The organism is Glutamicibacter endophyticus, from assembly GCF_048457885.1.
Classification (GTDB): Bacteria; Actinomycetota; Actinomycetes; order Actinomycetales; family Micrococcaceae; genus Glutamicibacter; species Glutamicibacter endophyticus.
Map to the genome: position 1 here is coordinate 887,982 of NZ_CP174200.1, position 26,859 is coordinate 914,840.

A 26,859-nucleotide genomic window follows, 5' to 3' on the forward strand; every position below is an offset into this window, starting at 1 on the left:
TCGAGGCATCGTTTAAAAGCGATCACGATCAGGCTGAGGGCCACGAGCCAAGACAGCGACAGCTCGAGCACCGCAACACGCCAATCCAGCTCTCAGTGCCATCCTCGGCTTAGTCCTCATAGTCATCGATGGCCACAGTGTCATCATCGGATTCATCGATGGGCAGTTCTTCGGGAGGTTCGGTGTACTTGCGCTGCTCGGTCGTGAGCGCGGTGACGGTGGCGGACCAGCGCACCGGGCCCTGAATCTCAACGGACACTGCAGTGCGCTCCAGATTCTTGAGGGCGAATTCATTGAGCGAGGGGACGGCAGCGCCACCGCAATTCAGCGGAAAATTGCCGTGGTTTTTGACCTTGAGGGTTATCTGACTAGAGCCTTCGCAGCGGATGTAGACCGCGAGGACCGGCTTAACGACCACGAACTCTGCCACCAGGGCATCCTCGGTCCTATCATCGACGTAACCTAGGATCTGCTCGCCCTCTGGCACGTAGTGGGTCAGCGGACCAGAATGCGAAGGGTCGGACTCGGACGGTACCGCGACCGGTTCATTGGATTCCACCGACGGAAGGGGCCGTTCGGTGGCCTGTGCCTGCGGCGCTTCGGTTGCCGAGTTCGAGCATGATGCGCCGACAAGTATTGTGCCAAGCGCTAGCAAGAGGCCAGCGCGTCGAGAGCGAAATGCGTTCACCAGGTACTCCATCCCATGGTTTCCACCACGTCCTGATTGGTGCCACCGTCCGACGCGCCGACGCACGCCGCCGCTGATTCGGGGGCATCGCCCTCAAAGATATGCGTGCTAGAGATCAGCTGAGCAGAGACGATGGTGTTTACCGGAGCGATGAGATCGACACTGGTGGGATAGCGTTCCCAATAGGCTTCCCCGGTGCTCCCGAAGAGGAAGGGGCGCATTTGCTCCACCAATGTGTAGAGATCATCGGTGGGCTCGAAGGAAAGTAGTTCCTCCGTTGCAGGGTCGGGAGCCACCTCGAGCCTTGCCGACGTTTTTGTGGTCCCGCGTCGATTATCGAGAAAGACCGCGTTGCTGGAGCCTTGCCGGTCAACGGTTTCGGTGCGCGGGTGATATTCCGCGACGGGGGAACTGCAACTCGCCGCGTGTGTTTCATCGGCCATATCAGAGGCCAGCGCGCTGGCAGGAATCAGACAAACAGCGGCGAGGGAAAGCAGACTCGTAGCGGCGACGGGTCTTCTGTTCACAAGGGTCCTTCTATCGGGGCGACTAGCGGGTAGGAGATGGCGTAGGTGTAAGTAGCCAAAGTCGGCGAGCTTAGCCACCGGAAATCTCGAAGACGGGAATGCCCACGAGCCAGTAGGTCGTTTCCTCCGCGATATCGACGGTGACCGTGACCTGCCCGGCCTCTTGTTCATCGGTGCTGACCGGAATCTGCCCCGTCGCATTGAATTCATTGATGCAGCCGCTGGCAAAGAATCCGGAGGCCGTGACCTTGTACTGGCTCTGCGGGGTGCAGGCTAGGAAATATTCGACAGCGACTGGGTCGTGCTCTAGCTCGAAGGTGTACGTCGCGGGGCCGTGACCTTGTACGTGGAGCACGGGGTTGGCGGATTCCTCGCGGTATAGGGCAGAGGAGACATCCGAGATTTCGCCGAGCGGATCCACCAACTCGGGCCGACTCGGTGTTACCGGGGCCGGGGATCGGGGCGTGGGTTCGGATGGTGAGGGGGTAGAAGTGCACGCGGTCAGAGTCAGCGAACCGAAGACCAGAGCAGCAGCGATAAAGTGTTTGGTGCGCAATTCCCACCCCTCTAAAGGCACATTTCAAGCGTATTTTTTAGCAGACGCTATGAAATATGACAGTAGTGCATATCAAACGATTTTAGTGATTCGCGAATCGAGTGTGGCCGAATCGTTACTTAGCAGTAAATGTAGGACCCGTGGGTTCAGCTAACCGGCGCGGAACCGGAGCGGTAGAGGTAGGAGTCTTCGAGGTGGTCCCGGATCCATATATGCTGGGCCAGCAGGCTCTCACGACGCATCCCGATCTTCTCTAAGACGCGCCAAGAGCCGATGTTCTCGGGTCGGCAGGTGGCGATGACGCTGAGGCAGCCACCGGTGTTGAGTGCCCAGTCAAGCAGGGCTTGGGCCGCTTCTGTGGCGTAGCCCCGCGACCAGAAGTTCCGCTCCAGTGTGTAACCGATTTCGCCGTGTTCCGCATCGAGGCGGGTGAAGCTGGCCGCGCCGATCACTTGCGTGTTGCACTCGATGGCCAGAGTGAAGCGGGTTCGTGGATGTCTGTCCGCTTCGGCGATGGCGGAGTGAATAAAGTCGCGGGTCTGCTGCTCGCTATTCGGTCCCCATGGCGAATAGCGGCAGACTTCGGGGTCGGAAGCGAAAGCATGAACGGCTGCGAAATCTTCGGTACTCAGTTCCCGAAGCCGCAGCCGTTCGGTGTGCAGCAACATGCCGCTAGCCTATCCTTGCTTGGCGCGGTTAGCGCCGCCCCAGGTTCCATGACAGGCGCGGGGTGGTGAGCGCCCGACGCTTGCGGATGCGCGCCACACGACGCTTGGCCGGAGCTGGCTGGGCCTCCGGGGCCGGCCGGTTTGCCAACGACGCGACGATCGCGGTGAGCGCGGCGAGTTCCTCGGGGGTGGGGTTGCCCTTGGTGACGGACAGCAGTGGCTGTGCCTCGGCGGTGGTGTGAGTACTCATCGTGGTGGTTCCTCTGGGCGTCGGCGGCTTAGAGCGGGATGTTTCCGTGCTTCTTCGGCGGCAGCGTGGCGTGCTTTTCGCGTAGCGCACGCAAGCCGCGCACCAGCTGCAGGCGGGTGTCGCTAGGGGCGATCACCGCGTCGATGTAGCCCAGCTCGGCGGCCTGGTATGGGTTGAGCAGCTCCGCCTCGTAGTCGTCAATGATCTGCTTGCGACGGGCCTCGACATCTCCGCCCTCGGCCTCGACGGCGGCCAGATCGCGGCGGTAGAGGATGTTCACGGCACCGGCGGCGCCCATGACGCCAATCTGCGCGGTGGGCCATGCCAGGTTCAGATCCGCACCGAGCTTCTTCGAACCCATCACGATGTATGCGCCGCCGTAGGCCTTGCGGGTGATCACGGTCAGCTTCGGCACGGTGGCTTCGGCGTAGGCGTAGAGCAACTTTGCGCCGCGGCGGATAATGCCCTGGAACTCCTGGTCCTTACCGGGCAGGAAGCCCGGCACGTCGACAAGGGTCACGATCGGGATATTGAAGGCATCGCAGTTGCGCACAAAGCGGGCGGCCTTCTCCGAGGCGGCAATGTCCAGCGTGCCGGCGAACTGCATGGGCTGGTTGGCCACCACACCCACGGTATGCCCCTCGACGCGGCCATAGCCGATGATGACGTTCGGCGCGTAGAGGGCCTGCATTTCGAAGAAGTGCCCGTCATCGAGTACCGATTCGATGACCGCACGCATGTCATAAGGCTGATTCGCGGAGTCGGGAATCAGCGTGTCGAGGGCCAGATCTTCCTCGGTGAGTTCGAGTTCCTCCTCGAAATCGGCGACCGTCGCATCTGCCAGGTTGGAAGATGGCAGGAAGTCGAGCAGTTCCTTGCAGAACTCAATGGCATCGGACTCATCGGAGGCCAGGTAGGTGGCGGTGCCGGTGGTGGAGTTGTGCTGCCGGGCGCCACCGAGGGTTTCCATGTCCACGTCTTCGCCAGTGACGGTCTTGATGACGTCGGGGCCGGTGATGAACATGTGACTGGTCTTGTCGACCATGATCACGTAGTCGGTCAGTGCCGGGGAGTAGGCCGCGCCACCGGCGCAGGGACCCATGATCAGCGAGATCTGCGGGACCACGCCGGAGGCGTGGACGTTATTGCGGAAGATATCGGCGAACATGGCCAGCGAGGCCACGCCCTCCTGGATGCGGGCGCCACCGCCGTCGTTGATGCCCACGACCGGGCAGCCGTTGCGCAGCGCGAATTCTTGAACCTTGACGATTTTCTCGCCGTTGACCTGGGAGAGCGAGCCGCCGTAGACGGTGAAGTCCTGCGAGTAGACGGCGACGAGTCGGCCGTCGACGGTGCCGTAGCCCGAGACGACGCCATCGCCCATGGGCTTCTTCTTTTCCATGCCGAAGGCGGTGGAGCGGTGTACGGCCAGGGCGTCGAACTCGACGAATGAGCCCTCATCGAGGAGCATGTCGATGCGTTCGCGGGCGGTGTTCTTGCCGCGTGCGTGCTGCTTCTCGATTGCCGCCTCACCGGATGGGGCCTGAGACAATGCCTGCCGGCGCCGGAACTCGGCGAGTTTGCCAGCGGTGGTGGATAGATCGATGCTCGTCTCCAGCTCGGTGTGGCCCTGCGTCATGCCGTTGGCTCCCTTTCGGGTCGATCGTTATGTGTAGGAATGGCACAATCCAAAATGCCATCCTCGCCAGTCTAGCCGTCGATTGGGTGCAATCTGTTGTAGGAATCTTACAAAATGTCTCCGCGTGGCATAAAGCGCCGGCTCCCGTAAGTTACTCTCCAGTAGCTTCGTGGCGAATTCTCGAGTAACCTGAGTCACATGAGTGAAGCAACCCGTAGCGTGATCGCACCACGCCCCGAAAACCTCAGTGGCCGCACCGTCGTGATGTCCGGCGGCAGTCGCGGCATCGGCCTAGCCATTGCCCTCGAACTGGCCAAACGCGGGGCCAACATTGTCCTGTTATCCAAAACGGACACCCCGCACGCGACCCTCGAGGGAACGATCCATACCGCCGTCGAGCAGATCAACGCCGCCGGTGGACAGGGCCTGGCGGTAGTGGGCGATGTGCGTGTGGACGCCGACGTGCAACGTGTGGTCGACACCGCGGTGGAGACCTTCGGCGGGATCGACATCGTCATCAACAACGCCTCCGCCATCAATCTCGCTCCCACCGACAAGTTGGATATGAAGCGTTACGACCTGATGGCCGATATTAATGTGCGCGGTACCTTCTTGCTGTCCAAAACCGCCCTGCCGCACCTGCGTGCCTCGCAGCATGGCCATATTCTCACGCTGTCTCCGCCGCTGAATCTGGACCCGAAGTGGGCCGGAGCACACCTGGGATACACCATGGCCAAGTATGGGATGTCGCTGACCACGCTGGGTCTAGCCGAAGAATTACGCGGCGATGGCATCGGCGTGAATTCGCTGTGGCCGGCCACGCTCATCGACACCGCCGCCATTCGCAACCTGCCCGGCGGCATGGAAATGATCAAGGGGGCCCGCAGCGCGCAGATCGTCGCCGATGCCGCGCTGAGCATCCTGGCCTCGGACCCGGCATCGGTCAGCGGCAATTTCTTCACCGATGAACAGGTCCTTGCCGCCGGAGGACTGAACGACTTCTCGGCCTATGCCATCGATCCGGAGCATGAGCTCGAAGAAGATATCTTCCTTTCGTAACCACAGCATCCGCTGCCGATGATGCTGGGCTAGGGTTGAGTTATGACGCACAATGCCAATTCGGAGAGCCGTGGTGCGCTACGCCGCGACGATTTTCCCGCCCTGGCCCAGCACCTCGGTCTTGCCCGGGTCGACATCGTGGCCGAGTCCGGTTCGACCAATGAGGATCTCGCCGCCGCGGCGGCCTCCGGTGCGGCCGGGCATTTGAGCGTACTTTGCGCCGAGCACCAGGTGCAGGGCAAGGGGCGCCTAGGACGCACCTGGGTGACCCCCAAGGGCTCGGCCTTGACCGTATCGGTACTCGTGGCACCCAAGCCCACGCTCGGTATTGAGGCTCTGTCCTGGTACACCATGCTCGCAGCGCTGGCCTTCAGCGAGGCCGTGGAAAAGGTCTGCGACGTTCAGCTGGGCATTAAATGGCCCAATGACCTGCTCGTTGGGCAGAAGAAGGTCTGCGGTATTCTCGCCCAGCTGGTGACGACCCCCAGCGGGCTCGGGGTCGTGGTGGGCACCGGAATGAACGTGGACCAGCACCCCGAGGAACTTCCGGTGGACACCGCCACCTCGCTGCGCATCGCCTCCGGCGGCAGCGTGGACCGCACTGAGCTCCTGGCGGAATATTTGCGCCGCTTTGCCGCACTCGATGCCGCCTTCCGCGCCGCCGGGGGACAGGCCGACACTCCGCTGGCCGGCAAGAACGAGAGCCTGCGACTCCTGGTGCAACACCGGCTACGCACGCTGGGCCAAATCGTCAACGTCGAATTCCCGGATGGAACCAAGGTCACCGGTGAGGCGTTAGAACTTGAGCGAGACGGCGGACTGGCCGTACGCGCCTCCGACGGCACACGCCACCATGTCCTGGCCGGCGATGTGCATCACGTGCGCCGCGCCGATGGTAAGTATGCCTAACCGGCGCGCGGTCCCGCTCCGGGACTAGAATAGTAAGCGGTGGTCACAGCAGGCATGACAGGGCAGGGGGCGAGAGGCTCAGGGATGAAACTGCCGTTGCAGGAAAAAGAACGTGTCGTGGTCAAGACCCGGGAACATGCCCGCGTCTTGCGTCAGCCGTTCGTCGCACTGCTACTGCTCAGCGCCATCTGTGCCTTCTTGGTCGGCTACTTTACCCGTGATGACCTCTCCGAATGGTTGCGTGCGAACACCTCGGTAATCCTCGTGTTGATCGCCATTCTGTGGGTGGTGCTGGTGCTGATCTGGTGCGTGGCTCCGCTCCTGCGGTGGTCGCGTAGCCGCATCGTGCTGACCAATCAACGAATCTTTTACCGCAGTTCGACCAATGCCGGACGGATGCAGTCGCTCGGCCTCTATTCGGTGCGTGACGTGGTGGCTCATGCCAAACACGGGCAAGCCGAACGGCGCCCGGGGACGCTGGATATCGTCTTGCAACATGGCTATGTGCGGTTAACCAATGTTCCAGCGGTGGGCTACTTCAGGGAATTGACCATGGAACACATGATGCGGTTGCGTCAGGAGATTCGCGGGGGACGACGCGACGAGTTGAACAGTGAGGGGCTTGGGGCATGAGCGAAACGGCCGCGAACAAGGAAACTCGCATCGATAACTCCCCGCAGGCAGCCAGTGAGGCCGCCCGCGAGGCCCGTGAACACACCGCGCACGAAAACCATGTGGTCGCCGACCCCATTGCCGAGCTCACCCAGGCGCTCAAGTCTCCGTTGCAGGTGCCCGAGAGCACCCCAAAGGACGTGAAGAATCTCGTCAGCGAACTTGAAGAGCGCCTGATCGGGGGACCTCGTGAATTCAAGCGTCGCGACGTTGCCGCCGATGCGGGCATTTCCTTGCACTCCGCCCGAAAACTCTGGCGCGCTATCGGATTCCCCGAACTCAGCGATGATGAGGTCTTCTTCACCCGCGGTGACGAGCACGCCCTGAAAACCATGGTCTCCTTGGTGCGCGAAGGCAAACTGACCGAAGAGACCGCGATCTCGCTGATGCGCTCGGTGGGACAGATGACCGACCGCATGGTGGTCTGGCAGATCGAGGCGATCATCGAGGACATGATCGCCAACCAGAACATGTCCGACCGGCAGGCACGGCGGCAGCTGATCGAAATCTTGCCGGAGATCATTTCCCCGCTCGAGGAACTGCTGAACTATTCCTACCGCCGTCAGCTCAATGCCGGCATTCACCGGTTGGCCTTGCGAGCCGAAACCGGGGTGGCCGCGTATGCCCAGGACTCCGGGGATGATGACGACACCCCGTTGCCGCTGGCTCGTGCGGTCGGCTTCGCGGACCTCGTTTCCTATACCTCGCTCTCGCGCCGCATGACCGAACGCACGCTGGCCCAACTGGTCCAGCGCTTCGAATCGAAGTGTGCCGAAATCATCTCCATCGGTGGCGGACGCCTGGTTAAGACCATTGGCGACGAAGTGCTCTTCGTGGCCGAAACCCCACAGGCCGGAGCCCAGATTTCGCTGGCCCTGTCCAAGGAATTCGAAGCCGACGAACTCCTGCCGAAAACCAGAGTCGCCGTGGTGTGGGGGCGCATCCTCTCCCGACTAGGTGACATCTACGGACCGACGGTGAACCTCGCCGCACGGCTGACCTCGCTGGCCGAACCTGGTAGCGTGCTGACCGACGCGATTACCGCAAACACGCTCAAGGGCGATCCGCGCTTTGTGCTGACCGCCCGAGAAATAACCAGTGTGCGCGGATTCGGGGACATTCAACCCTTCGACCTGTCCGCGGGCGAAGGCGGACGGCTGGTGATTGACTGATGAGTGGGCCAAGTACACGCTTTCAACTGGCCGCCGCTGGGCGCACCCACGTCGGATTGCGACGCACCGAGAACCAGGACCGCTATCTGGTGACCGAGCATATTCAGGCGGTCGCCGACGGAATGGGCGGACACGAGGCCGGAGAGGTCGCGGCCCAACTCGCCGTGGAAACCCTCGAAGAGCTTCAGGTGCTGGTGTATAAAACCAGCGAACCGGCGGTACTGACCCAACAACAGGTAGTCCGTCAGGTGCAGCTGGCCGATGACCGGATCCGCGACGCACTCGAGGCGCGCGGCGGCACCACACTGTGCATGCTCTGCATGATCGGCGCCGAAGAGCCGAGCGAGGAAACCCAGCCGGTGCCCTCGGCGGTACCGCCGTGGACCGGAAGCTACCAGCGTGGCCCGAACACCGATGTGGTGCGTCGTATTACCCCGCAGGCCTTGGAGGAATATCGACGTCAGGCGGCCGATAATTTGCGCGGCCAAGACAACCCCAAGGCCAAGGGACGAGCCCTACTGCTCGTTAATGTCGGCGACTCACGTGGTTACCGACTACGCAACGGTCAGCTGGTGCAACTGACCCGCGACCATTCGGCGGTGCAGGAAATGGTGGATGCCGGGCAGATCACCGAGGCCGAAGCCCGCAACCACCCGCACCGCAACCTCATCACCCGGGCCCTAGGCGCCGGAGCCGACAGCCACCCCGACACCACCGTGCTGCGCCCACGGGTAGGGGACCGCTACCTATTGTGCAGCGACGGGCTCAGCGGCGAACTGTCCGTTGAATCCATCGCCGAATTGCTGATTTCCTACCGCAACCGGGACGCGGCAGCCGCCGCGCTGGTCAGCGCCGCGGTCGAGGCCGGCGGCCGAGACAATGTGGCCGTGGTGGTTGTGGACGTGCTCGCCGAGTAAGCGCGCCGCACCGGCCAAAGGGTCAGGTCCGTGGGGCAGAATAAGATACGTGAGTGAAAATTCTTCAGCCCCAGCCAGCGGCGGCGAGCTACCGCCGACCGAGGTCCGTGAGCGTCACAGCGAATTGGCACAGCAGGTCCGCGAGCACCGCGAGGCCTACTACCAACAAGATGCGCCCACAATCGCCGATGCCGATTATGATGCACTCTTCCACGAACTTCAGGCCCTCGAGGCCAGCTACCCGATCCTCGCCGGGGGAGATTCACCCACCCAGGAGGTGGGAGGCGAGGTCAGCGCCGCCTTCTCCCCGGTCACCCACGCCACCCGCATGTATTCACTCGAGGATGTCTTTTCCCTCGAGGAGCTCACCGCCTGGCTGGAACGCGCCGAAGCCAACGCCCGACGTTTGCACCCGGAATCTGCCCCGGCTTGGCTCTGCGAAGTCAAAATCGATGGGCTCGCGCTCAATCTGACGTACCGGGACGGCAAACTCGTGCGGGCAGCTACCCGCGGCGATGGCACGACCGGTGAAGACGTCACCCATAACGCACTGACCATTGCCGACATCCCACAGACACTCTCCGGAGAAGGTTGGCCCGCCGAGCTCGAAGTACGTGGAGAGGTGTTTATCGCCACCGATGACTTCAACGCCTACAACGAAGCGTTGATCGCCCAAGGCAAGGCGCCACTGGCTAATCCGCGCAATGCCGCGGCGGGCTCGCTGCGGCAAAAAGACCCCGAGCAGACCGCAAAACGCCCGCTACGCATGTTCGTCCACGGGCTGGGACGCAATCAGGAGCTCGGGTTGAGCAACCAGTCCGAAGCCTACGAACTCATGCGCGGTTGGGGCCTTCCCGTCTCACCGTATTCGGTCGTGGTCTCCACCCTCGACGAAGTGCTGGCGTTCATTGAACGCAATGGCGAACAACGCCACGAACTGATTCACGATATTGACGGCATCGTGGTGAAGGTCGATTCCCTAGCAACCCAGGAGCAGCTGGGGTACACCTCCCGCGTGCCGCGCTGGGCGGTGGCCTATAAGTACCCGCCAGAGGAGGTCCACACCAAGCTGCTCGACATCCAAGTGCAGGTGGGGCGCACCGGGCGCGTGACGCCCTTCGGCGTCATGGAACCGGTGCTGGTGGCAGGCTCTACCGTGTCGCGAGCGACCCTGCACAATCAGGAGGTAGTCAAAGCCAAGAACGTGCTCATCGGCGACACCGTGATCCTGCGTAAGGCCGGCGACGTTATCCCGGAAATTGTCGGACCGGTTCTGGCATTGCGCGAGGGAAATGAAGAGAATCTTCGTCCCTTTGTCATGCCGACGCACTGCCCCTCCTGCGGCTACCCGTTGGCTCCGGCCAAGGAATCCGATGTCGATATTCGGTGCATGAACTCCGAAACCTGCCCGGTGCAGCTCACCGAACGTGTAGCGCATCTCGGGGGCCGCAACGCGTTGGATATCGAAGCGCTGGGTTATGAGGCCGCCATGGCACTGACCAGTGGCCCGGGCCCGGACCCGGCCACCCAGGGTGGGCAAATTCTGCCGGCCGGTCCCGGTCCGCTCCGTAACGAGGCGGAGATCTTTGACCTGAAGGACAAGCTCGAGGAGCTGGCTCAGGTCAAGGTGTGGCGCGAAAAGCGTTCGAAGGGGGAGGGGACCGGGGTCTTTGAACTCGTTCCCTACTTCTACACGCGTGGCACCAAGACCAAGGAGCCGGCACCGACGAAGAATACGCTTAAGCTGCTCGAAGAGCTGGAAAAGGCCAAAGCCAATCCACTATGGCGTGTGCTGGTGGCGCTATCAATCCGACATGTTGGACCGAATGCTTCCCGCGCGCTGGCCACCCGCTACGGCTCGATGGACGCGCTGCTTGAGGTGCTTGAGACTCCGGATGCGGTGCAAGAACTGAGCAATATCGATTCCGTTGGTTCGATTATCGCCGAAGCCATCGTCGAGTGGTTCTCCGTGGACTGGCATCGAGAGATCGTCGCCGCCTGGAAGCGTGCCGGGGTACGCATGGAAGACGAGGTCGATCAGAGCATCACCAAGCACCTCGAGGGGCTGTCCATCGTGGTCACCGGAACGTTGGAACATTACTCCCGTGACACCGCCAAGGAAGCAATTATTGTTCGTGGTGGTAAGGCCACCGGTAGTGTGTCGAAGAAGACCGACTTCGTGGTTGCCGGTGAGTCCGCTGGCTCGAAGTTGGATAAGGCGCTGTCCTTGTCCGTGCCCGTCTTGGACGAGGCAGGGTTCACCGTATTGTTGGAGCAGGGACCGGAGGCCGCCCGCGAGGTGGCCAGAATTGGGGCGGAATAACTATGACCGAGCCGATCAATCACGACCCGCTGGTGCTGTTGGCCCGCCGGGCCGCTGCTGCCGGTGCCGAGGTGCTAGCTCGGCGCGAGGTAGCCGAGTTCAACCTGCAGGATAAGTCGGCCGCTGGCGACTGGGTCACTGATTTTGACCGTGCAGCAGAGGAAGCGATTCGGCGCGTGTTGCTGACCACGCGACCCAACGATGAACTCACCGGGGAAGAGTATCCCAGTGCCCGGCCCACCCATCCCAGTGGATACCGTTGGAGCATCGACCCGCTTGATGGCACCGTTAACTTCGTGCGCAATATTGCGTACTACTGCTCATCGGTGGCCGTGCGCCGCGAATCCGACGGCAAATGGCTGGCCGGTGCAATCCACGCCCCAGCCCTTGGCGTCGAATATTTCGCCGGACACGGTTTGGGCGCCTGGAAGTTGGATGTGAAGAGCTCAAAGCTGGAGCGGTTGCACGCAGCCGAAGCCAGCGACGCGATGGTGATTGCCACGGGCTTTGGGTATGACGCTACCCGCCGCCAATTTCAGGCCGAGGTGCTCAAGAACCTCATGGTTGATTACGTCAATGTGCGCCGCATCGGTTCGGCCGCGTTGGACCTTTGCCTAGTGGCCGAGGGCGCCATTGAGGCCTACGCCGAGTACGGCACCCAAGAATACGACTGGGCCGCCGGAGCCTTGATCGCGGAGGAAGCCGGAGCCAAAGTCGTGCGCCCGGAGCAGAGCCCCGGATGGCAGTACGCGGGGCACGTGGATCCCTCGAAGCTTCCGGCATCGGATGGACGCTAACCACCCACCTCTGGCGGCCGGCGATGAGCCGGCACAGCGGCGGTTCGTGCTCGAGGCGGTACTCGCCGATCCGGTGTGCTGGGCTTTACTTGAACGCCTGCCGAGCCTTGGACTCAAGGACTGGTGGCTGACTGCCGGGGCGGTGTTCCAAAACGTATGGAACGCCCGCACCGGCCAGCCACCGGGGTTTGGCATCAAGGATTACGACATCTTCTATTTTGACGATGCCGACCTTCGGTGGCGGGCCGAGGACCAGGTCATCCGCCGCGTGGCCGCGCACTTCGAGGATCTTGAAGCCAACCTCGAGGTGCGCAATCAGGCCCGAGTGCACCTGTGGTACCGGGAGCACTTCGGGCACGACATTGACCCCTTTGCCGATAGCCGTCAGGCCATCGACTGCTTTGCGGTCACCAGCTGTGCGCTGGCCGTGACGGTGGATGCCGAGGGCGGCTACCGGTTGTATAGCCCCTACGGAATCGACGATGCGCTCGAACTTCACCTGCGTCCGGGGACACGGATTGCTCCGCGGGAAGTCTACGAACGTAAGGTCACCGAATATAGTGCCCGCTGGCCGCAACTTCGTGCGGAACCTTGGCCGGTGGATTAGCCCAGATGCAGATCCGCATCGCTGATGCCTGCGGCCGAATCGTTGTAGTACTGAACCTGAGTCAGGCCGGCGGCGGCCGCTTCGTCGAGGACCACGACCGCATCCTCATGTAGCTGGAGCACGGAGCCGGGGCACGAAGCCGAGAGCGGACCTTCCACGGCGGCCGCGATGGCCTGTGCCTTGCCTGGCCCGGTAGCCACCAGGACCAGGCGTTTTGCCTCGAGCACCGTGCCTAACCCCTGCGTGACGCAGTGCGTGGGTACCGAATCGATTCCCTCGAAGAAGCGGGCGTTGTCTTCCCGTGTCTGGGCGGCCAACCGTTTGATTCGGGTGCGACTGCGCAGCGAGGAGCCTGGCTCGTTGAATCCCAAATGCCCGTTGGCGCCAATACCCAGAATTTGGACCTGCACGCCGCCAGCCTGCCGGATCGACTCGTCGTACGCGGCGGCCGCTTTTTCGAGATCGGCTACCGACTCGGCTACCCCCAATGGCACATGCAGGCCCTCGCGTGGCAGGCCAATGACCGAGCACACCTCATTGATCAAGGTCTGCCTGTAGGACTGTGCGTGCGTATCGGGGATCCCAATGTATTCATCGAGCGCGAATCCCTGCGCCCGCGAGAAATCCGCGCGACCTTCACTGACAGCGACGGCCAATTCACGGTAGAGCCCCAGTGGTGAGGAGCCGGTGGCTAGGCCCAAGACCGGCTCGGATCCGGCACCGTGGAATTTCAACCCCGCTAGCACCTGATCTGCGGCGAGGCGGGCGACTTCTTGCGGCGAGGAACCAATGAGTACGAGCATCTGTGTGGCTATCCAATCTCTGTCGGGGATGGGCGCCTTGCGGCGGATAGTGTGATCGCCATCGATCGAAAGGAACACGGAGCACGCGGCACAAACCACCCTCCGTCTCCTATTTTGAGTAACTTTGCGTGAAGATACGCGACGTCACTCAAGTTTTCAGGGTGTCAGGAGGTTGAGTACGCAACGGGCAACCGCGGGGGACGCACCGAACGTCGTGACATCCGCCCCGTCGGCGGGCCACCCAAAGTTGACCAAGAGAACTCGGTGGCCAGCCGCGCGCAATGTTTCCACCGTGGCGCGCGCCGGGTGTTTCGCGTGCAGTCCGCGGGCCGCCAAGAGGATTTTGGAACCGGTAACGATGTTTTCCAGTCCGACGGTCGGGGCAACGCTGGCCAATCCCCACGGCACGTGACCCACTGCGGGATTACTGGCCGAGTCAACCTGCACCAGTTGCACCGGTGCCGGGTCGCTGATCCACTCCTCGACCCGGCAACCCAGGTCGAAGGCTCGGCTCCACTGGCCGTTGGGTAGTATTTCGCCGCGCGCCGACACTTCCCGCGGATGGAAGCGGCTGGCTAATTGTGCAGTGCGTTGGGTAGCCTCGCGCAGCCGGGACTCACTCAGTGCACCGGAGCGCACCGCCTCGATGATTGCGTGCACAATGGCGTCGAAACTCTCCGCGGTGGTACCGGTGCCTAGGCATAACAAGTCAGCGCCGGCCTGCAGGGCCCGCACGGCGGCGGTGGGGATGCCGGTGTGCGCGCTGGCTCCGGCCATATCGAGCGCATCGCTGATGATGACGCCGCGGAATCCCAAACCGCCGCGCAGTAACTCGTGCAAGATCGTGCGCGAGAACGTCGCTGGGTTCTGCGCATCCACATCCGGGACCAGAATGTGACTGGTCATGATGGCCGCCACGTCGGTAGCGATGGCCTTGACGAAGGGAACCAGTTCGCGTTGTGCCAACAACGATTGCTCGGCCGAAACCACCGGAAGGGTTAGGTGTGAATCGGCGTTGGTGTCGCCGTGGCCCGGGAAATGCTTTGCGCAGGCCGCCACCCCCTCGCCTTGTAGGCCCACGGTATAGGCGGCGGTGTGGGCGGCGACCATGTCGGGATCGGTGCCGAAGGAGCGCACTCCGATGACCGGATTCTCGGCACAGGAATTGATGTCCGCATCTGGCGCCAGATTCAAATTGAATCCCAGCGAACGCAGTTCGCGGGCAATGGCGCGCGCACTGGCGCGGGTGAGTTCCAAATCGTTGAGGCGTCCGAGGATGGCATTGCCCGGCTGGTTCGACCCGTCGCGATAGTGAATCCGGGTGACGTCCCCGCCTTCTTCGTCGAGGGCCACAATGGCCTCTGGGGCGGCCGCGCGAATCTGGGCGGTCAAGTCACGTAGCTGCGCGTGGGTGGAAATGTTGTCGCCGTAGATGCACACTGCGGCCAGGCCGCGGTCGAATTCTTCGGCCACCCACTCCGGCAGCGTGGTACCGGTAAAACCGGGCATGAGGGTGCCTGCGGCTAGGCGCCGTAGGGTCTCGGCGGAACTATCTTGGATCATTTTCTGCCTTTCGCGGCCGGCGGGGCGAGGAGGAGCGCTAGGTAACAGTGCTGGGTTGATTGCAATGATCAGGCCACACCGAGTTGCTCAAAGAGCACGTTGACCGCCGCGCCACGCAGCACAATGTCATCGGGGTGTTCGCAGAGCTGGACCTCGAAGCGGGGACGCTGTTCAGTATTGGTGCGCGCCGCAATGGTTTCCCGCACCGCGCCAAGTACGTCGGCATCGATATACTCGGCCGGACCCGCGAGCACGAGGTTTTCGATATCCAGTACCGAGACCACCGGAGCCAAGGCAATCCCGAGTCGTTCTCCGGCGCCGTGTAGCACCGCACGCCGGTGGGCTTCCTTGTCGCCGGATGCTGGCTGCTGGCCCAACGCCGCGCGCAGGGCCGGGATCGCGGTATAGGACTCCACGCAGCCGCGGCGCCCGCAGTCGCACTCCGGGCCTTGGTCGGTGCCGACCACCACATGGCCGATTTCGCCGGAGGCCGAGTTTGCCCCGCGCACTGGGGTGCCGTTGACGATCGACCCACAGCCGACACCGCGCCCGATCTTGACCAGCATCATATGCGAGCCACCGCTTCCAAAGGTGTGTTCGCCCATGACGGCGCAGTCGGCGTCATTGCCGACGACCACCGGCAGATTGAACCTCGACTCCAGCAGTGTGTGGAGGTCGAAGTCTTTCCAACCGAAGTTCGGTGCGGTGAGGATGACGCCCGCGTCGGACACGATGCCCGGGCTTCCCACGCCGATACCGATGATCTTTTCGGTGGCCGCGGCGATAGCTTTGGTGGTCAGTTCGATGACCTGGGCTGCCGCCTGTTGACCCGTTTCGTCGTTGGTTAGTAGCTGAATGCGGGTGAGGATGTTGCCGTCGAGATCCATGACCGCCGCACGCATCACCGCGGAATCGGCAAGGTCGATGCCGATAATTTGTAGGCCGGTCCGGTTCAAATCGAGCATGATCGCGGGTTTGCCGGGCCGCCCCTGAGCGTTCTGGCCGAGTTCCACCACATGGCCACGGGTCAGCAGCTCACTGACCAGATCCGAGATGGTCACCCGGGTCAGACCAGAGGCGCGGGCCAGCTCGGCGCGGCTCATGGGGCCCTGGGTGTGCAGGTGCTGGAGTAACAGCGAAAGGTTTAGTTCGCGTCCATGCGCCGGAAGTGAGGCGGTGCGGCGCGCCAGGTCACGTCGTGGGCCGGGAGAGCTCTTCATGACAGTTAGTTAACTATACTAACAATTGCTCGGCAAGTGCCTTGGGGTAATTCGCGCTCCTGAAGTTACGCCGCAGCGCGGGAGCACCGTCGGATCGTGCCGCCAAAATCCATCCTCACCAGTGGATACGAAAACCGTCGCGATCGCTGCGGGTGCGGCTGGCGAGATATACATTTTTCACGCGACGCTGGCAGACTATGAGCATCATGACTGAGTTGCAGAATACCGGGGCGACGGCCCCGGACTTGTGTATCGAATTGGCCAAGCCGGATGACTACCCCGCCGTCGGCGACTTAGTGGCGCGCTCCTACCTCGCCGCCGGGTATTTTGATGACCCGCAGCATGCGTATCTCGATGTGGTGCGACAAGTAGCCGATCGTGCCGCCCACTGCGAGGTATTCGTGGCCCGGCAGCAGGGGCATGTGGTGGGCACGATGACCCTGATTCGTTACGGTAGCCGCTACGCGGATATTGCTCGACCCGGAGAGCTCGAGATCCGGATGCTGGCGGTGGACCCCCAGATTCAGCGAGCCGGTGTGGGGCGCTTACTGGTGCGAGCCACCATTGAGCGGGCCCGCAAACTGCACGATGTCGATACCGTCTCGCTGACCACCGGTGCCGATTGGCTGGGGGCACGGGCGCTCTACGAACGCCTAGGCTTCACGCACCGACAGGAACGAGACTGGACGGTACCGGGCACGCAGGTCCATCTGGTGGTCTACACGCTCAAAGTGTAACGACGTCAGCCATTTTCTGCTCAAGTCACAGCGGGGTAGTTTTCCTCGCCTCGGATTGTCTGTAGACATTCACTTCCTTAGACTAAGGCCATGCGCCGACTTTCACGCAGCGTCCTGACGCTTTCCGTATCCGCCTTGGTGGCCAGCTCTCTCGTCTCCTGTTCGGCCAAGACGCCAGATCCGGCACCGGCCGCCGAAGCGCTGGCCTCCGCCCTGTCCTCGGGAGACTTTAGCCAGGTGCCGCTACTGGCCACCGACGCAGCCGAAGCGAAGGAAGCGCTCGAGCACGCTTACGGGCCGATGAAGAAAATGCCGCACAGTCACAGCATCGGGCAGGTCGCCGCAGATGAAGACAAAGGCGATGGTCCACCAACTGCCACCGCCACGGTCCACACCGTGTGGGATGTCGACGCAACCGACCAGGATCTGGCCTATGACACCACGGCCACCTTCGAATACGATGACGCGGCCGAGCAGTGGAAGCTACGCTTCGATACCGAGTTGCTCGCCCCGGACCTGAACGACGGAGAGTATCTGGCCGCGGTCGGCACAGCGGCCGAGCGCGGGTCGATTATCGGCGCCGGAGGCGAGAAGCTCGTCAAGCCGCGCCCCGTGGTGCGCATCGGCATCGACAAGACTCGCGCCGAATCGGACCAGTGGGAAAACTCGGCGCGCAAGCTTGCCAAACTCGTAGAGATCGATGCCGACACCTACGCGCAAAAGGTCCTGGCCGCCGGCGACAAGGCGTGGGTCCAAGCCATCGTGCTACGCGATGACGACAAGCGCGAAGCCACCGATGCCAAGGTGCATGCGATCGCCGGAGCAGTGGCCACCAAGGACGAACTGCCCCTGGCGCCGACTCGCGATTTCGCCCGGGATATTTTGGGTACCGTCGGGCAGGCTACCGCCGAACTCATCGAGAAGTCGGACGGGCGACTCGCGGCCGGGGACCAGACCGGAATTTCTGGGCTGCAGTACTCCTATGACAAGACCTTGGCCGGTACCAAGGGGATCACCATCTCCCGCTACGACGCCAAACGTCAGAAGCAGGAAGAACTGTTCTCCAAGGAGCCGGTGGCCGGTGAGGATTTGGAGATTACCCTTGACGCCAAAATTCAGGGCGTTGCGGAGAAGCTGGTGGCAAAGACCGATTCCACCAGTGCCCTAGTCGTGCTGCGTCCCTCGGACGGTGCCATTCTCTCGGCGGCCTCGGGTCCTGCCGACAATCCGCAAAACACTGCCTTGACTTCACGCTACGCCCCGGGCTCCACCTTCAAGATTGTCAGTGCCCTGGCCATGTTGCGTGAGGGGAAGACCCCGAAGAGTACGGTGCAGTGCCCCGCGACGTTGAGCGTGGACGGACGAGAATTCAAGAACTTCGACGGGTATCCCTCCGCGCAACTGGGCAGTATTCCGCTCTCCGAGGCCATCGCCCAGTCGTGCAACACCGTCTTCCTTGCCGCCGGTGAGCAAGTCGGGGGCAAGCAACTTGCCGAAGCTGCCGCCGCCCTTGGACTCACCGGGGAAGATGGGACCGGAGCCGGCGCCTTCCTCGGCGAGGTACCCAGCGATTCGACGGGTACCGAACGGGCAGCAAATATGATCGGGCAGGGCGTCGTGCAGGCGTCGCCGCTGGGCATGGCTACGGTAGCCGCGTCGGTGGCCGCCGCGCACACTGTCCAACCGGTGCTGGTCACTTCTCCGGAACCCAAGAAGCCAGAGGCCGCAACCAGCGAACTGAGCGCCGAGGAAGCTAAAGACCTGTCCTCAATGATGGCTCAGGTCGTCGACCATGGCACGCTCACGCTCCTGAAAGATGTGCCCGGTCCAAAGGTGATCGGTAAGAGCGGAACCGCCGAATACGACAGCGACCGAAACGCCCATGCCTGGACCATCGCGGTTCAGGGCGACCTGGCCGTCGCGGCCTTCGTTGAGGATGGCGAAGGCGGGTCACACACCGCCGGTCCCTTGGTGCGCGACCTGCTGACGGCGATCAACAAGTAGACAAGGAGGCCTGCATGGGCACCATCTATCAGACGACCATGACGCCAAGTAAGAACGAATTGCTCACGCGGTGGCTCCCACAGCAGGACTTCTACTGCGGGCAGGGACAGCCTGAGCTGGTGGACGCCGGAGGGTTCCGTCTCGAGGATCCCGCCGGAAAGGTCGGACTGGAGTTCCGAATTATGGCGGATCGGCGACCAGAGGGTGAAACGATCTACGCGCTACCCATGAGCTACCGGGAAGCACCGTTGGAGGGGGCCGAAGCGTCGCTGATCGGTACCTCCGAACACGGCGTCCTCGGTACCCGCTACATCTACGATGCGGCCGGCGACCCGCTCTGGCATCGGGTTGTGGCCGACCTTGTCGCCGGGCGGTGTGTGCCGCAGCATCAGCAGGAGTCGGACACCGAGGAACCGCGAGTACGGTTGATCTCGGTGTCCGGAACCGAGCGTACGGGGCAGATTTGCCGTGTGCTGAGCTCGACACCGGTTACCGGAGCCTATGTGGAGGGGTTCTGGTACGACGCGTCGGGTCGCGAGCGGCGCGGGGCGCTACTCAGTCTGAGCTAAACCCGCGAAGTAGTCGCTGGAGAGCATGCTGAGGCTCAACATGTCGTAAAAACGCCCATTGCGGAATATCGACTCGCGCTCGGTTCCCTCATGAACGAAACCAGCCTTCAAATACGCGCGCACGGCGCGGCGGTTGTATGCGTGTACCTTCACGCCCACCCGGTGCAGGCCCAATTCTCGAAAGCCGTAGCCTAAGATCAGGGCCAGCGCTTTCGGGCCGTAGCCGCGGCCGGTGAATTCTGGTCCGATGAGGATTGAACACTCTGCCGCACGGTGCATGAAGCTCGCGCCGTACAAGGTGACATGACCGATCAACTGACTGTTCTGTGCCGTGACGATGCTAAACCCGCAATTGGCATCGCCGGGCCGATTCACGCTCCAGTCGGCGAACATCTCGGTTACCGGACGTTCGGGGCGCGGCTTGACCGTACGCTGCTGCACGACCGCCCATTCGGGATCATTCCACCAAGCGGCCAGCAGTGGCAGGTCCTGTTCCTGCAGTTCACGCAAGGTCACCACCGAATCACTGAGCAAGGTGCGCCCGAAGTCCTGTGCCATCTCCGTGTCCGTGAAACGATTGATCCTCATGATCCGATCCTGTCATATCGCGCCGGTGACCCAGCGGTGCACCGCCGGGTCCATGAGCCCCGGTGCCACCGTTATGCAGCTTCCAACCGCACCACAGAGAACTGTGTCCAACGGATCGGCCGCCCGCAGCCCGCCGATCGGGTCGAATCGGGCCGTACGGGCTAGACTTATAGCTGAAACCAACCGCCCACTTTCAGGGAGATATATGTCTGCCATCAGCCGTGAGGACCTCGTGCATCTGGCACGATTGGCCCACATCGAGATGGGCGACGCAGAGCTGGATAAGATGACCGGCGAACTCGGCGTGATCGTCGATGCCATCGCATCTGTCAGCGAAGTCGCCTCCTCCGATATCCCAGCCACCAGCCACCCGATTCCGCTGAATAATGTGTTCCGTGAGGACGTGGTGGGGCAGACGCTGAGCATCGACGAGGTCCTGCTCAACGCTCCGGATTCGGACTCGGACCGCTTCAAGGTCCCGGCAATTTTGGATGGGGAGTAATCCATGAGCGAGCTGATTCACCTTTCCGCCAGCGAACTGGCCACCAAGCTGCACTCCGGTGAGGTCACCAGCGTGCAGGCCGTGCAGGCGCACCTGGACCGCATCGCCGAAGTCGACGGTGCCATCAACGCCTTCTTGCATGTCAACGCCGAGGAAGCGCTCGCCGTAGCCGCCGAGGTCGATGCCATTCGCGCCGCCGGGGGAGAAGCCGCCCAGGCCCTGCACCCGTTGGCCGGTGTGCCGATCGCGATCAAGGACCTGATCGTGACCAAGGGGCAGCCGACCACCGCCGCCTCGAAAATGCTCGAGGGCTGGATGAGCCCCTACGACGCGACCGTGATCGAAAAGATCCGAGCCGCGAAGCTGCCCATGCTCGGCAAAACCAACCTTGACGAGTTCGCCATGGGTTCCTCCACCGAGCACTCCGCCTTTGGCGTGACCCGCAACCCATGGGACCTGAACCGTATCCCGGGTGGCTCCGGTGGTGGCTCGGCCGCTGCCGTGGCAGCCTTCGAAGCACCGCTGGCATTGGGCACCGACACCGGTGGGTCGATCCGTCAGCCCGGTGCGGTCACCGGCACCGTGGGCGTGAAGCCCACCTATGGCGCGGTGTCCCGTTACGGGGCGATCGCCATGGCCTCCTCGCTGGATCAGATCGGCCCGGTCTCCCGCACCGTGCTCGACTCGGCGCTGCTGCAGGAACTCATCGGCGGGCATGACCCGAAGGACTCCACCTCGCTGCCCAATACCCTCGACGGTCTCGTAGCCGCCGCGGTGGAAGGCACCGCGGGGGATCTGACCGGCGTGCGCGTGGGCATCATCGAAGAACTGCAGGGCGAAGGCTATGAGCCAGGCGTTCAGGCACGCTTCGAGGAATCCCTCGAACTGCTCAAGGCCGCCGGCGCAGAAATCGTTCAGGTCTCCTGCCCGAACTTCAAGTACGCACTGGGTGCCTACTACCTGATCATGCCCTCGGAGGTTTCCTCCAACCTGGCCAAGTTCGACGGCGTGCGCTACGGCAACCGTGTACTGCCCGAGGAAGGCCCAATGACCATCGAGCGCGTCATGGGTGCTACCCGTGCCGCCGGCTTCGGTGACGAAGTCAAGCGCCGTATCATCCTGGGTACCTACGCCCTGTCGGCCGGCTACTACGATGCCTACTACGGGTCGGCCCAGAAGGTGCGCACCTTGATTCAGCGTGACTTCGACGCCGCCTTCGAGGCCGCCGACGTGCTGATCTCCCCAACCGCGCCGACCGTGGCCTTCGAACTCGGTTCGAAGACCGACGATCCGCTGGCCATGTACCTGAACGATGTGGCCACCATCCCGGCCAACCTCGCCGGCGTTCCGGGCATCACGGTGCCAGGCGGTCTGTCCGAGGGGCTGCCGGTGGGCATCCAGTTCCTGGCCCCGGCCTATGAGGACAAGCGCCTTTACAAGGTCGGTGCCGCGCTGGAGACCCTGCTGGAACAGCGCAGCGGTCACAGCTTCATTTCGCAGGCGCCGTCCATCGACGCCGCCACGATCGGGCAGAAGGGCTAGGGCTTTCTTCAATGGCTAACTACACCGATGAATTGGTCGATTTCGACGTAGCACTAGAAAAGTACGATCCGGTGCTGGGCTTTGAGGTCCACGTCGAACTGAACACCAAAACCAAAATGTTCTCCGATGCGCCCAACGCCTTCGGCGACGCTCCGAACACCAACGTCACCCCGGTCGACCTGGGGCTGCCCGGTGTCTTGCCGACGGTCAACAAGACGGCCGTGGAGTACTCGATCCTGATCGGCCTGGCCCTGAACTGCCAGATCGCCGAGAAGTGCGGTTTTGCCCGGAAGAACTACTTCTACCCGGACACCCCGAAGAACTTCCAGACCTCGCAGTACGATGACCCGATCGCCCACGACGGCTACCTGGACATCGAGCTCGAGGACGGGGAAGTTTTCCGGGTCGAGATCGAACGTGCCCACATGGAAGAAGACGCCGGCAAGCTGACCCACATGGGCGGCGCCGCGGGTCGTATTCAGGGGGCCGACTACTCGCTGGTGGACTACAACCGTGCCGGTGTGCCGCTGGTTGAGATCGTCACCAAGCCGATCGTCGGGGCCGGTAAGCGTGCCCCGGAACTGGCGCGCGCTTATGTGGCGGCCATCCGCGAGATAGTGAAGAATCTGGGTGTTTCGGATGCCAAGATGGAACGCGGCAACGTGCGCTGCGATGCCAACGTTTCGCTGATGCCCAAGGGCGCGGAAAAGTTCGGTACCCGTACCGAAACCAAGAACGTGAACTCCCTGCGCGCCGTCGAGCATGCCGTGCGTTTCGAGATCGAACGTCACGCCGCCGTGTTGGAGTCCGGGCAGAGCATTCTGCAGGAAACCCGTCACTGGCACGAGGACACCCGTTCCACGACCTCGGGTCGCCCGAAGTCGGACGCCGATGACTACCGTTACTTCCCGGAGCCGGATCTGGTCCCGATCGTCACCACCGCCGAGTGGATCGAGGAACTGCGCGCCCGGTTGCCGGAACCACCGTCCGAGCGCCGCAAGCGTCTGAAGGCCGAGTGGGGTTACGCGGATAAGGAATTCCGTGACGTGGTCAACGCCGGTGTTCTCGACGAGATCGAGGCGACCATCGCCGCCGGTGCTTCGGCCGCGGTAGCCCGCAAATGGTGGATGGGCGAAATTGCCCGCCTGGCCAAGGCAGCGGATAAGGAGATCGCCGATCTCGGCGTCACCCCGCAGACCATCGTGGAGCTGGACTCGCTGATCAACGCGAAGAAGATCAACGACAAGATCGCCCGTCAGGTTCTCGAATACGTGCTCGCCGGAGAAGGTACTCCGAGCGAAATCGTCGAGAAGCGTTCGCTGGCCGTGGTGAACGACGAGGGCGCGCTTGGCAAGGCCGTGGACGATGCCATCGCCGCCATGCCCGACGTGGTCGAAAAGATCAAGGGCGGCAAGTTGCAGGCCATCGGCGCCCTGATGGGCCCGGTCATGAAGGCAACCCGTGGACAGGCCGACGCCGGTCGCGTACGCGAAATTGTCATGGAGAAGCTGGGGCTCTAGCACGCAGCCGAAGCTTCGTAGCGAGCCCGCGTTCCCAGCTAGGGAACGCGGGCTTTGCGCTATTTGAAATCAGTTACCGGTACACAGGGCGGGCGTCGCGCATTACGCTGTGAAAATGAGAGTCGCCCGTTCGGTGCCGCGAAGGTCGTGGCATACTCGAGTCGCGAGTACGTGTGGAACCCTCGCACTGTTGCTCGGTTCGGTCGTAGCCTGTGCCGCGCCGGATCCCGTCCCGCCTCCGTGCAATCCGCCGGAATTCGTGGTCGAACCCTCCAGCTCTCGCGTGGGTGAGGAGGTGACAGTCTCCGCACAAGCTGCGACCTGCAATCCGAGTTACGGAGAAGACGCGAAGGTTCGAGTGGTACTCACGGATGCGTCGGGTGCAGAGGTGCTGAACACGACCGCCGAGATGAGCGACGCCGGTGCCTTCGAATTCACTTTCGTCATCCCGGACAGAACCCAGACGGGTACGGCCACGGTCTTGGCGATGCCCGACGCATTGGATTGGTGCGATGACACCGGCGTGAATAACCGCCTGAAGTCCTCGGAGGCTTCGATTCATCGCACCGCCTGTGCCGAACCAGCTCGAGCACTTGAGATAGTGCCGGAGCTTCAGTAGCCCAACCGGCCGGTTAGCGTGCAGGGATAATGCGAGCCAGGACGAAACGTCCCACCCCACTATGCGCGCCAGAGGTGAGCAGGAGTGCATCGAGGCGATCGAAACGCTGATCACCGAACGTACAGGAATCTTCCAATGCCACCACTACCCAGATGCCGTCCTCGGGGACTTGCAGTTCCGGATCGTGAACGATGCTCACGTGCGGTGTCCACCGTGCCCGGGCGACCATGACGTTGAGATCGAGAAAGCCTTCGCCGTGTGGGGTGGCTGAGACCTCCTCTTCGCCGTCAAAGACGATGGTGCCCTCCACCGGAAGCTCGGTGATTTCGCCGTTGAGGGTCAGTTCGACGGCACCTGGGCCGAGGGCGACCTGACCGCGCCGCACACCGGGGTAGCGGCTATAGGGCTGCGTCCCGGTGATTTCGGCGATACTGATTCGCCAACTCCACTGACCCGCTCGGTCGCTGTCGTCGAAGAGATTTCGTGTGATGCCACGCCCGTTCTTCCAGGGCTGTGGCGTCACCGCGGTGTAGTCGATGAAGACTGGGCTATTCATGAGGCAGGCTCCTTTGCACTGTCACCATCGACAGTTGCCTAGTTTTCGGATGCGCCTCCTGCGGGGACACGTGCGGGCGCACAGTTATCGTTCCACTTGTGCGCATGGCCCGCCATTTCTGAATCTTCTATGTCCTCGCGGGCCCAGGTGGTTTCCGGGGGAGAGCGTCAGCATCCGCCAGCGCCTTAGCGGGCGAGTAGATTGATAGGTGAACAGCAGGTCGTGGGCCGAAGGGACAAATGGATGAGAGTCACGGATACGGAGCACGAGGGATCGACGGTGTTGCTCGTCATCGATATGCAGCAAGGTGTGGTGCCCGGTTGCCTGGCCGAAGATGAAGTGACGATGCGTGTGGCCGCACTGGTGGAGCGGGCACGTGAACAAGGGGTACCGGTCGTGTGGGTGTTTCATGATCCGGTGGGTGTCGGCACACCGAAGTGGGAACTCGTGCATCCACTGGCCACTATGAGGGATGAGGCAGTGATCCGGAAGAGCTACCGTGATTCCTTCACGGACACCGCACTTAGCCAAACCCTGGAGAGATTGGGTGCCCGGCACCTTGTGATTAGTGGTGCCCAGAGTGATTTCTGCGTCCGAACCACCGTGCAACGGGCCGCGATTGAAGGTTATGACGTAACCCTGGTGGCCGATGCCCACACAACTTGCGACAGCACCTGGGGCGGAGTGGACATCAGCGCCGAGCAGATCATTGCGCACACCAACATGTATGTCTCCGGCCTTCGTTACCCGGGTCAGCGTTTTGCCGTCACCAACCACGACGCCATCGAGTTTCCCGGCGGCGTTGATAGCTTGGCGACCGGGTTCCTGACATAGCATGAGCAGATGAAGCCTACCCCGCCCGCCGTGACTCGGATGCCTGCCGCTACGGTCCAGATCGATCACCATCTGGCCAGCCGATTACTTCAAGAACAAGCAGCGCACTTTGCCGCCTACGAGCTCCGCTACGTCGCCACCGGCTGGGATAACGTGGTTTATCGCTTGGGCGAGCAATTTCTGCTTCGGTTACCGCGGCGGGAACTCGGGGAGGAGATCGGGCGCAAAGAACGGACGTGGTTGCCCGTTCTCGCACAAGACACCGGCCTGGCCGTGGGGGAGGTCTTGTTCGAAGGTCGCCCGACCGACTACTACCCCTTCACCATGAGCATCACCCGGTACGTTCCGGGTAGGAGTGCCGCCACGCTCAGCCGCGAGGAGCGGGATTGCTATGCCCCAGAGTTTTCATCGCAACTCTCCCGTCTGCATGTGCCGGCCTCACAAGGGCCGCGAAGTGCGTTTCGGGGTTGCGCCCTAGCGAGTCTCGACGAGCGCACCACTGAGCAGATCGCGCAGTTGAACGGACGTGAGCAGGCCAAGGCACGAGAAATCTGGGAGGCGGGCCGGGGCGCGGAACCCTTTGACGCGGCACCACGTTGGCTCCACGGCGATCCGCACCCACACAACACTATTGCCACCGTTGCGGCGCACGGCGGGCACTTCGTAGGACTGGTCGATTTCGGAGACCTATGCATCGGAGATCCTGCCTCAGATCTCGGGATGCTCTGGCTGCATTTCAGTCCGGCGGTGCGAGACGTAGCGCTCGCCGCATTGGGCTACGAGCACGGTGGAAATACATGGCTACGAGCACGAGCCTGGGCACTGCGGTACACCTTGCTGATTCGGGGCCTGCCCGCCGATGACCTGCTGGGTGCGGTGGGGCGTGAGAGCTTTTCGTTGCTCTGATCGATCGCTAGTCCATACACAGGCGACCGCGGGATGCATATTGAATTCCTGAGTGCATAGGCCGGTGTCTCTGAACTCCCGTGGCGACGCGGAGCGTCATCCGGCTAATCGT

General features: G+C 62.5%; 28 protein-coding genes. 17 read left to right on the top strand and 11 right to left on the bottom strand.

Features of this window, described 5'->3' with window-relative positions; translation table 11 throughout:
* Positions 1-109: 109 nt before the first annotated feature.
* From ACJD00_RS04210 to ACJD00_RS04235, 6 genes are all read right to left on the bottom strand, one after another.
* Entirely contained in the window at positions 110-688 is a 579-nt protein-coding gene (locus ACJD00_RS04210; protein WP_418908619.1) for a hypothetical protein, read from the bottom strand.
* Positions 685-1,215, bottom strand: a complete 531-nt coding sequence (locus ACJD00_RS04215) for a hypothetical protein (protein WP_418908620.1) — start codon at positions 1,213-1,215, stop codon at positions 685-687. The genes ACJD00_RS04210 and ACJD00_RS04215 overlap by 4 nt, the downstream gene beginning before the upstream one ends.
* A gap of 70 nt (positions 1,216-1,285) precedes the next feature.
* Positions 1,286-1,792 (bottom strand): hypothetical protein, encoded by a 507-nt coding sequence (locus tag ACJD00_RS04220; RefSeq protein WP_418908621.1) that lies wholly within the window; start codon positions 1,790-1,792, stop codon positions 1,286-1,288.
* Positions 1,793-1,917: 125 nt separating this feature from the next.
* Positions 1,918-2,439, bottom strand: a complete 522-nt coding sequence (locus ACJD00_RS04225; RefSeq protein ID WP_418908622.1) for a GNAT family N-acetyltransferase — start codon at positions 2,437-2,439, stop codon at positions 1,918-1,920.
* Between the two features lie 28 nt (positions 2,440-2,467).
* Positions 2,468-2,689, bottom strand: a complete 222-nt coding sequence (locus ACJD00_RS04230; protein WP_309408386.1) for an acyl-CoA carboxylase subunit epsilon — start codon at positions 2,687-2,689, stop codon at positions 2,468-2,470.
* Between the two features lie 28 nt (positions 2,690-2,717).
* A complete protein-coding gene (locus tag ACJD00_RS04235; RefSeq protein ID WP_418908623.1) occupies positions 2,718-4,328 on the bottom strand; it encodes an acyl-CoA carboxylase subunit beta in 1,611 nt (536 codons plus the stop codon).
* Between the two features lie 198 nt (positions 4,329-4,526).
* On the opposite strand from ACJD00_RS04235, the gene ACJD00_RS04240 reads away from it, so the two are divergent.
* From ACJD00_RS04240 to ACJD00_RS04275, 8 genes are all read left to right on the top strand, one after another.
* Positions 4,527-5,387, top strand: a complete 861-nt coding sequence (locus ACJD00_RS04240) for an SDR family oxidoreductase (RefSeq protein WP_418908624.1) — start codon at positions 4,527-4,529, stop codon at positions 5,385-5,387.
* A gap of 42 nt (positions 5,388-5,429) precedes the next feature.
* Positions 5,430-6,296, top strand: a complete 867-nt coding sequence (locus ACJD00_RS04245; protein ID WP_418908625.1) for a biotin--[acetyl-CoA-carboxylase] ligase — start codon at positions 5,430-5,432, stop codon at positions 6,294-6,296.
* Between the two features lie 84 nt (positions 6,297-6,380).
* The gene (locus tag ACJD00_RS04250; RefSeq protein WP_418908626.1) at positions 6,381-6,929 is read left to right on the top strand and encodes a hypothetical protein; all 549 of its coding nucleotides are present in this window, start codon (positions 6,381-6,383) and stop codon (positions 6,927-6,929) included.
* Positions 6,926-8,140 (top strand): adenylate/guanylate cyclase domain-containing protein, encoded by a 1,215-nt coding sequence (locus tag ACJD00_RS04255; protein WP_418908627.1) that lies wholly within the window; start codon positions 6,926-6,928, stop codon positions 8,138-8,140. The genes ACJD00_RS04250 and ACJD00_RS04255 overlap by 4 nt, the downstream gene beginning before the upstream one ends.
* Positions 8,140-9,057 carry a PP2C family protein-serine/threonine phosphatase gene (locus ACJD00_RS04260; protein WP_418908628.1) on the top strand — a complete coding sequence of 306 codons (918 nt, stop codon included), beginning with the start codon at positions 8,140-8,142 and terminating at the stop codon, positions 9,055-9,057. Before ACJD00_RS04255 ends, ACJD00_RS04260 begins: the two co-directional genes overlap by 1 nt.
* A complete protein-coding gene (gene ligA, locus ACJD00_RS04265; RefSeq protein WP_418908629.1) occupies positions 9,020-11,380 on the top strand; it encodes an NAD-dependent DNA ligase LigA in 2,361 nt (786 codons plus the stop codon). The genes ACJD00_RS04260 and ligA overlap by 38 nt, the downstream gene beginning before the upstream one ends.
* 2 nt (positions 11,381-11,382) lie before the next feature.
* A complete protein-coding gene (locus ACJD00_RS04270) occupies positions 11,383-12,177 on the top strand; it encodes an inositol monophosphatase family protein (protein ID WP_418908630.1) in 795 nt (264 codons plus the stop codon).
* Positions 12,167-12,784 (top strand): nucleotidyltransferase family protein, encoded by a 618-nt coding sequence (locus tag ACJD00_RS04275; protein WP_418908631.1) that lies wholly within the window; start codon positions 12,167-12,169, stop codon positions 12,782-12,784. Before ACJD00_RS04270 ends, ACJD00_RS04275 begins: the two co-directional genes overlap by 11 nt.
* On the opposite strand, the gene ACJD00_RS04280 is transcribed toward ACJD00_RS04275, so the two are convergent.
* The 3 genes from ACJD00_RS04280 to ACJD00_RS04290 form a co-directional block, all read right to left on the bottom strand.
* A complete protein-coding gene (locus tag ACJD00_RS04280; RefSeq protein WP_418908632.1) occupies positions 12,781-13,587 on the bottom strand; it encodes a glucosamine-6-phosphate deaminase in 807 nt (268 codons plus the stop codon). The two genes, ACJD00_RS04275 and ACJD00_RS04280, sit on opposite strands and share 4 nt — an antisense overlap.
* A 156-nt stretch (positions 13,588-13,743) precedes the next feature.
* On the bottom strand, positions 13,744-15,150 hold the full coding sequence (locus tag ACJD00_RS04285; RefSeq protein WP_418908633.1) for a glycoside hydrolase family 3 protein: 1,407 nt from the start codon (positions 15,148-15,150) through the stop codon (positions 13,744-13,746).
* A gap of 68 nt (positions 15,151-15,218) precedes the next feature.
* Complete coding sequence (locus tag ACJD00_RS04290) at positions 15,219-16,370, bottom strand: ROK family transcriptional regulator (RefSeq protein ID WP_418908634.1); 1,152 nt, start codon at positions 16,368-16,370, stop codon at positions 15,219-15,221.
* Between the two features lie 206 nt (positions 16,371-16,576).
* On the opposite strand from ACJD00_RS04290, the gene ACJD00_RS04295 reads away from it, so the two are divergent.
* The 3 genes from ACJD00_RS04295 to ACJD00_RS04305 all read left to right on the top strand — a co-directional run bounded on the left by ACJD00_RS04295 (position 16,577) and on the right by ACJD00_RS04305 (position 19,680).
* Positions 16,577-17,107 (top strand): GNAT family N-acetyltransferase, encoded by a 531-nt coding sequence (locus ACJD00_RS04295; RefSeq protein ID WP_418908635.1) that lies wholly within the window; start codon positions 16,577-16,579, stop codon positions 17,105-17,107.
* Between the two features lie 90 nt (positions 17,108-17,197).
* Entirely contained in the window at positions 17,198-19,111 is a 1,914-nt protein-coding gene (locus ACJD00_RS04300; RefSeq protein ID WP_418908636.1) for a penicillin-binding transpeptidase domain-containing protein, read from the top strand.
* A gap of 14 nt (positions 19,112-19,125) precedes the next feature.
* Positions 19,126-19,680 carry a maltokinase N-terminal cap-like domain-containing protein gene (locus ACJD00_RS04305; protein WP_418908637.1) on the top strand — a complete coding sequence of 185 codons (555 nt, stop codon included), beginning with the start codon at positions 19,126-19,128 and terminating at the stop codon, positions 19,678-19,680.
* On the opposite strand, the gene ACJD00_RS04310 is transcribed toward ACJD00_RS04305, so the two are convergent.
* Positions 19,663-20,268: a GNAT family protein gene (locus ACJD00_RS04310; RefSeq protein WP_309408362.1), complete on the bottom strand. Its 606-nt coding sequence runs from the start codon at positions 20,266-20,268 to the stop codon at positions 19,663-19,665. The two genes, ACJD00_RS04305 and ACJD00_RS04310, sit on opposite strands and share 18 nt — an antisense overlap.
* 205 nt (positions 20,269-20,473) lie before the next feature.
* Here ACJD00_RS04310 and gatC point away from each other — a divergent pair, with 205 nt between their 5' ends.
* From gatC to ACJD00_RS04330, 4 genes are all read left to right on the top strand, one after another.
* Positions 20,474-20,770, top strand: a complete 297-nt coding sequence (gatC, locus tag ACJD00_RS04315) for an Asp-tRNA(Asn)/Glu-tRNA(Gln) amidotransferase subunit GatC (protein ID WP_309408360.1) — start codon at positions 20,474-20,476, stop codon at positions 20,768-20,770.
* A gap of 3 nt (positions 20,771-20,773) precedes the next feature.
* On the top strand, positions 20,774-22,312 hold the full coding sequence (gatA, locus tag ACJD00_RS04320; protein WP_418908638.1) for an Asp-tRNA(Asn)/Glu-tRNA(Gln) amidotransferase subunit GatA: 1,539 nt from the start codon (positions 20,774-20,776) through the stop codon (positions 22,310-22,312).
* 11 nt (positions 22,313-22,323) lie between these two features.
* On the top strand, positions 22,324-23,832 hold the full coding sequence (gene gatB, locus ACJD00_RS04325) for an Asp-tRNA(Asn)/Glu-tRNA(Gln) amidotransferase subunit GatB (protein WP_418908639.1): 1,509 nt from the start codon (positions 22,324-22,326) through the stop codon (positions 23,830-23,832).
* A gap of 388 nt (positions 23,833-24,220) precedes the next feature.
* Positions 24,221-24,451 (top strand): hypothetical protein, encoded by a 231-nt coding sequence (locus ACJD00_RS04330; protein WP_418908640.1) that lies wholly within the window; start codon positions 24,221-24,223, stop codon positions 24,449-24,451.
* A 13-nt stretch (positions 24,452-24,464) separates the two neighbouring features.
* Here ACJD00_RS04330 and ACJD00_RS04335 read toward each other — a convergent pair whose 3' ends face one another.
* Positions 24,465-25,007 (bottom strand): HutD family protein, encoded by a 543-nt coding sequence (locus ACJD00_RS04335; RefSeq protein WP_418908641.1) that lies wholly within the window; start codon positions 25,005-25,007, stop codon positions 24,465-24,467.
* Between the two features lie 243 nt (positions 25,008-25,250).
* Here ACJD00_RS04335 and ACJD00_RS04340 point away from each other — a divergent pair, with 243 nt between their 5' ends.
* Complete coding sequence (locus ACJD00_RS04340) at positions 25,251-25,841, top strand: isochorismatase family protein (RefSeq protein WP_418908642.1); 591 nt, start codon at positions 25,251-25,253, stop codon at positions 25,839-25,841.
* A 9-nt stretch (positions 25,842-25,850) separates the two neighbouring features.
* A complete protein-coding gene (locus ACJD00_RS04345) occupies positions 25,851-26,747 on the top strand; it encodes an aminoglycoside phosphotransferase family protein (RefSeq protein ID WP_418908643.1) in 897 nt (298 codons plus the stop codon).
* The last annotated feature ends 112 nt before the right edge of the window (positions 26,748-26,859 follow it).